Source organism: Kitasatospora sp. NPDC059648, from assembly GCF_042734825.1.
Classification (GTDB): domain Bacteria; phylum Actinomycetota; class Actinomycetes; order Streptomycetales; family Streptomycetaceae; genus Kitasatospora.
Genome location: NZ_JBHWDU010000138.1, coordinates 1 through 12713 on the forward strand (window position 1 = coordinate 1; position 12713 = coordinate 12713).

At 74.6% G+C, this 12713-nt stretch carries 8 protein-coding genes; 6 read left to right on the plus strand and 2 right to left on the minus strand.

Annotation, left to right across the window (positions count from 1 at the left end):
* Positions 1–109: 109 nt before the first annotated feature.
* A complete protein-coding gene (locus ACFV1W_RS38355; RefSeq protein ID WP_380421957.1) occupies positions 110–676 on the minus strand; it encodes a hypothetical protein in 567 nt (188 codons plus the stop codon).
* A gap of 252 nt (positions 677–928) precedes the next feature.
* Here ACFV1W_RS38355 and ACFV1W_RS38360 point away from each other — a divergent pair, with 252 nt between their 5' ends.
* On the plus strand, positions 929–2839 hold the full coding sequence (locus ACFV1W_RS38360; protein WP_380421959.1) for a serine/threonine-protein kinase: 1911 nt from the start codon (positions 929–931) through the stop codon (positions 2837–2839).
* 3 nt (positions 2840–2842) lie between these two features.
* On the opposite strand, the gene ACFV1W_RS38365 is transcribed toward ACFV1W_RS38360, so the two are convergent.
* Positions 2843–3361 carry an SHOCT domain-containing protein gene (locus tag ACFV1W_RS38365; RefSeq protein WP_380421961.1) on the minus strand — a complete coding sequence of 173 codons (519 nt, stop codon included), beginning with the start codon at positions 3359–3361 and terminating at the stop codon, positions 2843–2845.
* Positions 3362–3418: 57 nt separating this feature from the next.
* Between ACFV1W_RS38365 and ACFV1W_RS38370 the strand changes: the two genes are divergently transcribed.
* From ACFV1W_RS38370 to ACFV1W_RS38390, 5 genes are all read left to right on the plus strand, one after another.
* On the plus strand, positions 3419–4507 hold the full coding sequence (locus tag ACFV1W_RS38370) for a protein kinase (protein WP_380421963.1): 1089 nt from the start codon (positions 3419–3421) through the stop codon (positions 4505–4507).
* 162 nt (positions 4508–4669) lie between these two features.
* Complete coding sequence (locus ACFV1W_RS38375) at positions 4670–6439, plus strand: protein kinase (RefSeq protein WP_380421965.1); 1770 nt, start codon at positions 4670–4672, stop codon at positions 6437–6439.
* A gap of 114 nt (positions 6440–6553) precedes the next feature.
* Positions 6554–8194, plus strand: a complete 1641-nt coding sequence (locus ACFV1W_RS38380; protein ID WP_380421966.1) for a succinic semialdehyde dehydrogenase — start codon at positions 6554–6556, stop codon at positions 8192–8194.
* A gap of 70 nt (positions 8195–8264) precedes the next feature.
* Positions 8265–10070 carry a GMC oxidoreductase gene (locus ACFV1W_RS38385; protein ID WP_380421968.1) on the plus strand — a complete coding sequence of 602 codons (1806 nt, stop codon included), beginning with the start codon at positions 8265–8267 and terminating at the stop codon, positions 10068–10070.
* Between the two features lie 118 nt (positions 10071–10188).
* Positions 10189–12090, plus strand: a complete 1902-nt coding sequence (locus tag ACFV1W_RS38390) for a hypothetical protein (protein ID WP_380421969.1) — start codon at positions 10189–10191, stop codon at positions 12088–12090.
* The last annotated feature ends 623 nt before the right edge of the window (positions 12091–12713 follow it).

Below are 12713 nucleotides of genomic sequence, written 5' to 3' on the forward strand. Positions count from 1 at the left end.
CTCTCGCCTGGGTCGGGTGTGGGGGGTGGGGGTGTGGTGGGCGCGCGGGCGACGCCGGCGCGCCCATGGAGGGGGAGGGAGCTGGGGCGCCGGGGGTGCGCCGGGGTGGTCAGGTGCGGGTGGTGAGGCGGCGGGTGAGGAGGAAGCCGCCGATCAGGGCGATGGCGTAGAAGGTGAGGTCGAGGGGGCGCAGGTCGGCGCGCCAGGAGGTGAGGGTGTTGTGGAGGAGGGTGCGCGGGGTGGCGGTGTCGGTGTGGACGAGGCGGAGGTGCTGGGTGAGCTGGCCCAGGAGGAGGGCGCCGGCGGAGAGGAGGGCGCCCAGGGGTGGGAGTAAGCGGTTCCTGCCGCCGAGCAGGCCCAGGGGGAGGGCGACCAGGCCGGCCTGGGCGATGGCCAGCCAGCCGAGGCTGTCGGCGGCGCGCAGGGGGGCGCAGCCGTAGGCCAGGCCGCCGAGGAGGGCGGCGAGGGGGGCGAGGAGGAGGGCGAGGGGGGTGCGGCGGCGGGGGGTGCGGCGGCGGGAGGTGGGGGTGCCGGGGTCGTAGCCGGTGACCGGGACGCCGGGCATGCCGGGGGCGACGTAGCCCTCGGGGGTGTCCAGGACGGGTGCGACCGAGTAGTGCTGGGCGGTGCGCGGGCGGAGCGATGGTCCGTCAGCGCCCGGTGCGGGTGCGGTCATGGGCGTCGAGTCCCCCCGGAAAGACTATGAGCTGCCGAACGGTAGCAGCGCTTCGGGCAGATCTTGGCGAGTTTTCGATCACAGATCGGGCACAGAGCGTCGCACCCGTTCCGGTTCGTCCCGGCTTGGGCCGGGGGGCGGGTGGTAGTCGCCCCTCCGGACAGGGGATGATGGAGGCTTGGGCGTTCGGGCCCTGGCCGGGCCGACGCGCCGTCACCACGACCGTCAGCAGCACATGGGGGAACGTTCCGAATGACCCAGGCGCAGGGTTCCACCGGCCGCCTCCTGGCCGGCCGCTACCGGCTGAACGGCGTGCTCGGACGCGGTGGCATGGGCACCGTCTGGCGCGCCGAGGACGAGATGCTGGGCCGGACCGTCGCGGTCAAGGAACTGCGGATGAACGCCAGCGTCGAGGAGGAGGAGAAGCACCGGCTGATCGTCCGGACGCTGCGCGAGGCGAAGGCGACGGCGCGGATCCGGCACAACTCGGCGGTGACCGTCTTCGACGTGGTCGACGAGGACGACCGGCCGTGGATCGTCATGGAGCTGGTCGAGTCCCGCTCGCTGGCCGACGTCGTCCGGGAGGACGGGCCGCTGACGCCCGCCCGGGCGGCGGAGATCGCGCTGGACGTGCTGGGCGTGCTGAGCGCGGCGCACGCGCTCGGCATCCTGCACCGGGACGTGAAGCCGTCCAACGTGCTGATCGGCGAGGACGGCCGGGTCGTGCTCACCGACTTCGGGATCGCCAGCGTGGAGGGCGACGCCTCGATCACCTCCACCGGGATGCTGGTCGGCGCGCCCTCGTACATATCCCCGGAGCGGGCGCGCGGGCAGAAGCCCGGGCCGCCGGCCGACCTGTGGTCGCTGGGCGGCACGCTGTACGCGATGGTCGAGGGGCGGCCGCCGTACGACCGCGGCTCGGCGCTGGCCACCCTGACCGCGGTGATGACCGAGGAACTGAGCACGCCGGCGAACGCCGGGCCGCTGCTGCCGGTGATCGAGGGGCTGCTGGAGAAGGACCCGGCGAAGCGGCTGGACGCTTCGCAGACCCGGTCGATGCTCAAGCGGGTGGTGGCGGAGGCGACCGCGAAGGCCGAGTCGACGACCGAGCACGCGATGCCGGTCGGGTCGGCGGAGGCTGGGGACTCGGCGGAGAAGGCCGGGGACGAGGGGGAGAAGGCGGGGGAGGAGACGCCCAAGCGGACCGTGGGCGGGCTGCTGGGGACGGTCCGGGTGGGCAGCCGGGTGCGGGACGAGGAGCCCGTCGCGGAGGCTGCGGCCGAGCCGGTGCCGGCGGCGGAGCCGATTCGGCCGGTGACCAGTGAGTGGACGATGGGGGCGACCCAGGCTGCCGGGGCCGATCCGCGTACGGGGCGTCGCCGGTTGGCGGTGGTCACCGTGGTGCTGGTGCTGCTGTTGATCGCCGGGATCCTCGCGGTGGTCCAGGCCGTGGGCGGCGGGGGCGGGAGCGCGAAGGGCGGAAGCACCCACAGTGCGGGGGCCACCTCGCCGGTCGCCGCGACCACCGACGCGACGCCGAGCCGGAGTCCGGCGGCGGCCGCGACGGAGCCGGCTCCGACGGCCGTGGAGCCGACCGCTACGACGGAGACCTCGGCCGCGGCGCCTCCGCCGGCGCAGGCGCCGACGACCGGGCCGGCGCCGACGACCGGGCCGGCTCCGACGACCGGGCCGGCTCCGACGCAGACCACGGGTGGCGCGGTGCCGGCGGGTTACCACGCGTACCAGGATCCGAGCGGGTTCTCCGTCACGCTGCCGGACTGGTTGCAGCCGGCCGGGTCGGAGTCCAACCGGCGGATCTTCAAGAACCCGGCCGACGGCAGCCAGCTGCGGATCGAGTGGACCACCTCGCCGGGTGCGAGCGCCCTCGCCGACTGGCAGGATTCGGAGCCCAACGTCCGCGGCCAGGTGACGAACTACCAGCGGCTGAACCTGTCGGCGATCACGTACCGGCAGTGGAGCAACGCGGCGGACTGGGAGTGGACCAACGGCACGCCAAAGTCGCACTCGCTCAACCGGGGTTTCGTGACCGGGAATCCGGCGAAGTACGGCTACTCGATCTACTGGATCGTCCCGGACGCGCAGTGGGCCGCGCAGGCTTCCGCCCGGGACGTCGTGTTCGACAGCTTCCAGCCGGCGCCGTAGCGCTCAACCGATCAGGCGCTGCTTGGCGCGGCTGAACTCCTCGTCGGTGAGTGCGCCGGAGGCCCGCAGGGCGGCCAGGCGCTCCAGCTGGTCGATGAGTTGGTCGCCGGTGTCGGAGGGCTTCGGCGCCTGCGGGGTGGTGCGGGCCGTCCGGGCGGTCTCGCGGATCCGTTCGGCGAAGACCTCGGCCTTGACCACGTCCTCGAAGCGGTGGGAGCCGGTCAGAGCGACGACGGTGAGCACCTCGCCGTTGAACTTGGTGCGGGTCACGGTGGCGTCGGTGACGGCCGTGAGCGGAACCGGTACCGGCGGCTTTCCGTCCTTCAGGAAGAGCAGTCGGTGGGTGGTGAGCACCAGTACGCCCCGGCGGAAGTGGTCGGGGTGCCGCCCGGCCGTGGAGGCGACCGGTTCCTCGCCGTCGATGACGGCCGCTTCGACCGCGCGGACGGCCTCGGCCTGGTTGGCTTGGTTGCTGTTGCCCGCCACCTTGAAGGCGGTGTCGATCAGATCGGTCCAGTCCATGTGATCGAGAGTAGAGGAGTCGCTCAGTAGGCTGTTCGGCGAGCGAGAGGAACTGGCATGCGAGGCGGACCCGGCCAGTTGATGGCGGGTCGGTACCGGCTGACGGACCGTCCCGAACTGCTGCGAGCCTTCGCGGTGGACGAGCGCACCGGCGAGTCGGTGCTGCTGCGCGCAGTCGAGCTGCCCGCGTTGTTGACCGTAGGTCAGGACCCGGATGAGCCCAATCCCGGCCACGGGGACCGGCTGGTGCGGCGGGTGGCGGCGGTCGGTTCGACCGCGCCGGCCTGGCATCCGCGGCTGCTGCGCGGGGTCGGCGCCTTCGTCGACGGCGAGTTGCTGTGGACGGTGGAGGAGCGGCCGGCGGGCTGGCCCCTGGCCGAACTGCTCACCGCCGGCCCGCTCCCGCCGTACCGGGCTGCCGAACTGGCGGCCGATCTGGCCGGTGCGCTGCGGGCCCTGCACGAGGCCGGGCTCTCCCACGGCAATGTGACCGCCGAGTCGGTGCTGGTCTGCGAGGACGGCGCGGCGATGCTCGGGGGGTTGCTCACCGGGGTGGCCCAGGAGGCGCTGGCCGAGGACCTCGGCGGGCCGGGCGGACGGCGGCGGTACGACGTGCGGGCCACGCTGGTCGGTCCGGTGGCCGAGCGCTGGCCGCTGGACGGCGGCCCGGCGGGGGACTGCTGGGCGCTCGGGGTGCTGCTGCACCGGATGGTGACCGGCCGTCCGCCGTTCCTGGAGATCGGGGTCCCGGAGCTGGTGACGGCGGTCCGGGACGGGCGGCGTGAACCATCGGTGGTCTGCGGACCGTTGGCACCCTTGGTCGAGCGGCTGCTGCAGCCCGATCCGACGCTGCGGCCGACGGCATGGGCGGTGCGCGGCGAGTTGGCGGCGCTGCTGGCGGGCGCGCCGGAGCCCGCCGAGGAGGAGCGGGCGGCGCGGGAGGTGGAGCTGAAGCCGGATGCGCCGTTGGTGCCGTTGCGGCCGCGCCGACGCGGGCGTTCGGAGGGGGGCGCGCCGGAATCCGGCGGGGCGCGGGGTGGCGGGAGCTCCCGGATACCGCCGGCCATGCTCGGGCCGCTGCTGGTGGGGGGAGTGTTCCTGCTGCTGGTGCTGGGCATCGTCGCCGTGGTGCTGTTCGCGGGCTGACGGTCCGGTTGCCCGCCGGTCCGCGGGTCCGGGGGGTGGGCGAGATTACCGGGCTCGGCGGCGTGCGCCTAGGGTGTCCGTGGAATCTGTTCGAACAGTGGTCTGCAGCGGGCTTTCCGCCGCGGTGACGGCAGGTGGAATCGAGAGGGGGAGCGGTCGCCGATGGGCGTGCAGGACCGGCCGGAGGCGGCCGAGGCGGAGCGGTTGCTGGCCGGGCGGTACGAGCTCGGCGAGCGGCTCGGCCGGGGCGGGATGGGCACGGTCTGGCGGGCCTGGGACCGGATGCTGGACCGCGAGGTCGCGGTCAAGGAGCTGACCGTCAACCACCTGCCGGAGGAGGACCTGCAGATCCTGCACACGCGGATGAAGCGCGAGGCCAGCGCAGCCGCGAGGATCAAGCACCCCGGCGTGATCACCGTGCACGACGTGCTGGAGCAGGACGGCCGGCCGTGGATCGTGATGGAGCTGGTCGACGGCCGTTCGCTGGCCGACGTGATCAGCCAGGACGGCACCCTGCCGCCGCGCGCCGCCGCCGAGGTCGGCAGCCAGGTGCTCGCCGCGCTGCACCGCGGCCACCAGCTCGGGGTGCTGCACCGGGACGTCAAGCCGGCCAACGTGCTGCTGGAGCGCGGCACCGGACGGGTGGTGCTGCTGGACTTCGGCATCGCCAAGTACGAGGGCTCGACCGAGCTGACCCGGCCGGGCGACCTGGTCGGCTCGCCGGACTACCTGGCGCCCGAGCGCGCCCAGGGCGAGCGGCCCGGGCCGGCCTCCGACCTGTGGGGCCTCGGGGCGACGCTGTACGCGGCGGTCGAGGGCCAGTCGCCGTTCCGCCGGGACTCGCCGATCACCACGCTGGCCGCGGTGGTCGACGAGCCGCTGCCGGAGTCGCGCCGGGCCGGTCCGCTCGGGCCGGTGCTGGCCGCGCTGATGGCCAAGGACCCCGCCGACCGGCCGAGCGCGGACGAGGCGGCGCGGATGCTGGCGGAGGTGCAGGCCGGGCACACCATGGGGCTGACGCCGGTGGGGTCCTCGGCGGCGCCGGTGCGCACGCCCACCCAGTCGGTGCCGGTGGTGGACCGCAACGAGGGGCCGGACGGGACCGCCGGGCCGTCGGCGGAGGGCTCGGAGGATCCGACCGATCCGCGTCCGGCCGGGACCGTCCCGACCGCCGTGTCGGTCGCCGTGCCGTTCGAGGTGCCCGCCGTGGCCGCCGGGCAGGCGCACACTTCGGTCGGTGCGCCGGTCGCGCACTCCTCCGCGCCCGCGCTCGGTCCGGCCAGACGCCGCAAGCGGCTGAGGCTCCTGGCCATCGCCGTGGCGGTGGGCGTGCTGGCCGCCGGGGCGACCTTCCTCGCCACCCGGCAGCTGACCGGCTCGCCGGATGCCGAGCCCACTCCGACCGCGCAACCGGACACCGCCGAACCCTCCGACGAGCTGGCGACCGGCGCCGCGACCCCCGGGGCGCCCGCGCCCGCCGGCTACCACTGGGTCGACGACCCGGCCGGCTTCCGCTTCCCGCTGCCGACCGGGACCCCGGCCTGGCAGCGCAGCCTCGGCACCGACAGCAACCAGATCTTCTACAGCGCCGACAACCGGGTGCACTACCTGCAGTTCGCGGTCACCGTCGGGCAGTCGATCAAGCCGTTGGACCACATGCGGCAGATGGAGGTCAACGTCTCCAAGTCGCTCAAGGACTACAAGCAGCACCGGATGGCCGGCGCCGTGGTGAACGGCCACGAGGCGGCCACCTGGGAGTTCAGCTACCTGGCGAAGGAGGGCGGACGCCGGCGGGCGATCGAGACCGAGTTCATCGACGAGGACGGCACCGCCTACGCGATCTACGCGTCCAGCCCGGACAAGGGCGACGAGTGGCAGCAGGCCGAGCAGCGGTTCACCACGGTGCTCAACCACTTCACGCCCACCCGCTGACCGGGATCCGTAGCGGGGGCCGGTGAGGGCGGAGCGCCCGCTTTCGCCTGACTGCGGCAGATACTTGTTACCCACGGGTACCGCGTCGGGCGCCGAAGGCCTAGGCTGCGCCGTATGTCGGACCTCACAGCAGATGCAGTGGCCACCGAACACCCCGGCGCCCCCGCGGGCGGCAACCCGACCGCCCCCGGCGGCGGCCGGACCGTCGCGACCGCCGTCCCCCGGTCCCTGGTCGACCGGCTGGCCACCGGGGTCACCGCCACCGCCGAGCCCAACGTGGTGGAGACCGTCGCCCCGTTGACCGGTGAGCGGCTGGCCGGTCTGCCGCAGTCCACGCCGGCCGACGTGGAGGTCGCCTTCCAGCTGGCCCGCCGCGCCCAGGCCGCCTGGGCCGCGCTGCCGGTGCGCCGCCGCGCGGCCGTGCTGCTGCGCTTCCACGACCTGCTGCTCAAGCGGCAGGACGAGGTGCTGGACCTCGTCCAGGCCGAGACCGGCAAGGCCCGACTCCACGCCTTCGAGGAGGTCCTGGCCGTCGCCATGGCCGCCCGGCACTACGGGCGCACCGCCCAGGGCTACCTGAAGGACCGGCGCCGCGGCGGTGCGCTGCCGGTGCTCACCCACACCGTGGAGGCCCGCCGCCCCAAGGGAGTGGTCGGCCACATCTCGCCGTGGAACTACCCGCTGGAGCTGTGCGTCGGCGACCTGCTGCCCGCCTTCGTGGCCGGCAACGCGGTGGTCAACAAGCCCGACACCCAGACCGCGCTGACCGGGCTGTGGGCCCGGGAGCTGCTGATCGAGGCCGGCCTGCCGGCCGACCTGTGGCAGGTCGTGATCGGCGACGGCCCGGTGATCGGCCCCGCCGTGGTGGAGCACGCCGACTACGTCTCCTTCACCGGCTCCACCCGCACCGGCCGTGAGGTAGCCCAGCGCGCCGCCGCCCGGCTGGTCGGCGCCTCGCTCGAACTCGGCGGCAAGAACGCCATGCTGGTGCTCTCCGACGCCGACGTCGACGCGGCCGCCGCGGGCGCCGTACGGGCCTGCTTCTCCTCGGCCGGGCAGCTGTGCATCTCGATCGAGCGGCTGCTGGTGCACCGCTCGGTCGCCGACCGGTTCCTGGAGCGCTTCGTCGCCCGCACCCGGGCGCTGCGCCTGGGCGGCGGCCTGGCGTACGGCGCCGACATGGGCTCGCTGGTCTCCGCCCGGCAGCTGGACACCACCACCCGGCACGTCGAGGAGGCGGTCAAGGCCGGCGCCACCGTGCTGACCGGCGGGCGGGCCCGGCCCGACCTCGGCCCGTTCTTCTACGAGCCGACCGTCCTGGACGGGGTGACCCCGGAGATGGCGGTCTGCTCGGAGGAGACCTTCGGGCCGGTCGTCTCGGTCTACCGCTTCGACACCGAGGAGGAGGCGGTCGCCGCCGCCAACTCCACGCCGTACGGCCTGAACTCCAGCGTCTGGACCAGGGACCTGCGGCGCGGCCGGGCGGTCGCCGCCCGGCTGCGCACCGGGACGGTCAACGTCAACGAGGCCTACGCGGCCGCGTACGGCTCGGTGGCCGCGCCGATGGGCGGCATGGGCGACTCGGGTCTGGGCCGGAGGCACGGTGCCGACGGCATCCTGCGCTTCACCGAGGCGCAGACCGTCGCCACCCAGCGGCTGATGCCGATCGCGCCCTCGTTCGGACTGGACGACAAGCAGTTCGCCGCCGTGATGACCGGCGGGCTGCGGGCGCTCAAGGCGCTGAGGTTCAAGTAGGGCCGCGGTCCGCGCAGCGCCGACCGGGCTTTCCCCCCAGGCAGGTTCGACCCCGAAGGAGCAGTGGCAGATGGTGGAGTCCGGCGGTTCGGCGGAGTTCGACTACGACGTGGTCGTGGTCGGCTCCGGCTTCGGCGGTTCGGTCGCGGCGCTGCGGCTGACCGAGAAGGGCTACCGGGTCGCCGTCCTGGAGGCCGGGCGGCGCTTCGAGCGGGACGAACTGCCGCGGAACTCCTGGGACCTGCCGAACTACCTGTGGGCTCCGCAGCTCGGGCTGTACGGCATCCAGCGGATCCACCTGCTGGCCAACGTGCTGATCCTGGCCGGTGCCGGGGTCGGCGGCGGCTCGCTGAACTACGCGAACACCCTGTACGTGCCGCCGAAGGCCTTCTTCGAGGACCGCCAGTGGCGCCACATCACGGACTGGCAGGAGGAGTTGGCGCCGTTCTACGACCAGGCGCAGCGGATGCTCGGGGTCCGGCTGAACCCGACCGTCACGCCGTCCGACGTCCACCTCAAGGCGGCGGCCGAGAAGATGGGCGTCGGGGACACCTTCCACATGGCGCCGGTCGGGGTCTTCTTCGGGGACGGCAAGGACACCGACGGCACCACCGAGGCGGCCCCCGGCGAGGAGGTCGCCGACCCGTACTTCGGCGGTGCCGGCCCGGCCCGCAGGGCCTGCGTGGAGTGCGGCGAGTGCATGACCGGCTGCCGGCACGGCGCCAAGAACATGCTCACCGAGAACTACCTGTACCTGGCGGAGCGGGGCGGCGCGGAGATCCACCCGCTGACCACGGTGGCCCGGATCCGCGAGCTGGGGGGAGCCGACGGGAACCGGGGCTACGCGGTGGACGTGCGCCGCACCGACTCCCGGTCGAGGACCGACCGGGTGAAGGCCGGCGCCCGGACCATCACCGCCGCCCGGGTGGTGGTCGCGGCCGGCACCTACGGCACCCAGTCGCTGCTGCACCGGATGCGCGCCGACGGCCACCTGCCCCGGATCTCCGACCGGCTCGGCGAGCTGACCCGCACCAACTCCGAGGCGCTGGTGGGCGCGCAGACCACCGACCGGCGCTACGGCACCAAGGCGGACTTCACCAAGGGCGTCGCGATCACCTCCTCGATCCACCCGGACGCCAACACCCACATCGAGCCGGTCCGCTACGGCAAGGGCTCCAACGCGATGGGCGCGCTGTCGATCGCCCAGGTCAAGGGCGGTGGGAGGGCCCCGCGCTGGCTGCGCTACCTGGGCAACTCGGTGCTCCACCCGGTGACCTTCGGCCGCTCGATGAACCAGCGCGGCTGGTCCGAGAAGACGATCATCGGGCTGGTGATGCAGTCGCTGGACAACTCGATCACCGTCTCGCTCAAGAAGGGGCCGCTCGGCAAGCCCCGGCTCACGTCCAGCCAGGGCCACGGCGAGCCCAATCCGACCTGGATCCCGGCCGCCGAGCAGGGCGCCCAGGCCCTGGCCGACGAGATCAACGGCTTCCCGGGCAGCACCGTCGGCGAGATCTTCGACATCCCGATGACCGCGCACTTCCTCGGCGGCTGCCCGATCGGGGACACCCCCGAGACCGGCGTGGTCGACCCGTACCACCGGCTGTACGGGCACCCCGGGATCAGCGTGGTGGACGGCGCGGCCGTCTCCGCCAACCTCGGCGTCAACCCCTCGCTCACCATCACCGCGCAGGCCGAGCGCGCCCTGTCGATGTGGCCCAACAAGGGCGAGGCGGACCGGCGCCCGGAGCAGGGCGAGGCCTACCGTCGGGTCGACCCGGTCGCGCCGGTGCGCCCGGCCGTGCCGGAGGGCGCCTTCGGCGCGCTGCGGCTGCCGCTGCTGCCCGTCCCCGAGGTCCCGAAGAAGCGCGGCTGAACCGGCTCCGGAGGCCAATCCGCCCTGGCCGCTTTTCGGTTGACATCCGTTCGGGTCCGATGGGATAAACGGGCTCCCTGGGGGACCAGGAACTCGTCGAGCGGGGGGAATGCGGTCCATGGCCAACTGCGCATCGTGCGGCGCGACTTCGGTGGAGGGGGCGCCCGCCTGCGGCGCGTGCGGACGGCCGACGGCACCCCCGCCCCCGACGGCCGTCGCGCTGCCCGCCGTGCCGCTGCCCGCCGTGCCGCAGCCGGCCGTGCCGCAGCCGGCCGGACCGCCGCCCGCCGGACCGCCCGGGTACTACCCGCCGCCGCCCGGCCAGGGCGCCGGCCGCCCGCCGGTCGGCGGGCCGCCAGCGGTGGGCAGTTGGGGAGCCGGGCAGCCGTACTACCCGAAGAGCGCCCAGTCGCCGCTGCTGCGCTCGCTGACCGGCACGAGCTGGCGCCCGGCGCTGCGGGCGGCCGTCGGCCCGACCGCGGTGCTGCTGCTGGCGGCGCTGGTCGCGGCGATCCCGGGCGACTACACCCTCGACCGGGCCTTCCCGACCCCCGAATTCGGCGACCGCTTCCTCTCCACCCTGGCGATGGCCCTGAACGCGCTGGGCGCGCCGTTCCGGCTCGGCTTCCACAACCCGGTCACCCGCGGCCGCTCGGAGAACCTGGACGTCACCTTCTGGGCGGTGCCGATGACGGTCACCGTCCTGTGGTGCCTGGCGCTCTGGCGCGGCCTGCGGGCCGGGCTGCGCCGGCGCAAGGCCGACGGCTCCCAGCTGACCCGCGGCCAGGCGGCCGGTGAGGCGCTGCGCACCGCGGTGGTGCTCGCCCTGGTGACCGCGGTGCTCGGGCTGGTCGCTGGCACCAGCTGGAACCCGGGGAACACGGACGGCGGCTACTACGGCTCCGGTCCGGGCCTCGGGAAGCCGTCCCTCGACACGGACTCCGGCTGGGTCTGGGCGCTCGGCTGGACCCTCCTGGTGGGCGGGCTGCTGGCCTTCACCGTCTACGGCACCGACGCGATGCGCTGGGCCGCCTGGCGCAGCCGGGCGGTGCGCGGCTGGGCGGTGGCCGCGCTGGTGGCGGGCCAGGCGCTCGCGCTGACCCTGGGACTGGCCTCGGTGACGGCCTTCGTGCTGATCGCCGTCAACAGCGACCAGGACTGGCAGACGCCCGTCTCGCTGGCCTTCCTGCCCAACCTCGGCCTGCTGCTGCTCGGCCTGGGTTCGGGCGCCACCGTCCGCTCGGACACCACCAGGGGTGGCGTCGTCCCGGGGTGGAGCGACTACCGCGACAGCCACCGGGAGTTCTCCTTCTTCGACCTGCACGGCGAGACCGCCGACTGGCGCTGGGCCGGTCTGCTGGCGCTCGCCGCGGCGGGGCTGCTCGGCTGGACGGCCTACCGGCGGCGACTGGACGTGGCCGACCGGCTCCGGCTGGCGGCCGTGTACGCCGTGCTGCTCGTCGCGCTGACGGCGGCCTCCGGAGGGCTGTTCAGCACCTCGATGTCCCTCCGGGCGCCCACCTCCGGGAGCTGGGGCGGTGTGGACAACTCGCCCTCGACCCAGGACACCTCGATGGGGCTGGCCTTCCTCAGCCTGCTGCTGGCCAGTGCGGTATGGGCGCTGGTCGGCGCGCTGCTGGTGCCCGCGCTGCTGGCGGCGCTCGGCGGCCGGGGTGCGGCGGTGCCGCCGTACGGGGCGCCGCCGCCGTACGGGGCGTACGGGCCGGTGCCGCCGGAGGTGCCGTACCCGGGCGGTCCCGGCTACGCGGGCCCGCCGCCGGGGCCGGGCACGGTGCCGCCCGGAGTGCCCCCGCAGGCGCCGCCGTACGGGCCGGTGCCGCCGGCGGTGCCGCACCCGGCCGGGCCGGGTGCGGACGCGCCGGTGATCGGGGTGAGCGAGGTGCTCGGCTCGCACGACGCGCCGCCCGCGCCCGCCGCGGGGACGCCGCCGCAGCCCGGGGCCGCGCCGCGGCCGCCGGAGGAGCCAGTCGACCCGAGCGTCTGGCGCGACCACCCGTAGGAGATGCGGAAAAGGGCAAAGGGCCCCGCGGGGGTACGGGGCCCTTTGTCGCTCAGCACTCGGCGTCAGGGCTGCGCCAGGTGCTGGGGGTGACGGCGCCGGGGGAGGAGCGCCGTCCTGTCGGTTGGCTCGCGGTCGCGTCCCTCGGGGCCGACGTGGGTGGCCGGCGGAGCGGGGCGCGCGCTCCGTGCGGCGGCGGGTCGGCGGGCAGGTCTGCGCCGGTCCACCGCTCACGGAGCGTGAAGTGAAAACCGCTGTCGCCTTCCTGCGCGGCGACGGCGGAGAGGTCGGTCGGGACCCCCACGGCGTGCCTGCCGGCCGCCGGGAGAACCGTTCACAGGGAGCATCGTGCTGGACGGAGGGGTGGCTCTGCAACCGGTTCGGTGCAGTTCGAACCACTCCGTGTGCCGACGACCGTGCGTCGGATGATCACGTTGCGTAGTGGTCCGAAGGGCTGCGGCGCACGGGGACGCGCGTAGCAGCGCGGGACGGCGGGGGAGGTGCGCCCGGAGTGCGCCCCGGATCGAACATCCCGCGCGGGGGTGGGTGCGACGGCCGGCTCCCGGGCGGCCCCCGGCCCCCGCCCTCCCACCACACCGCCCACTCCCGGCCCGGGGCGCTGG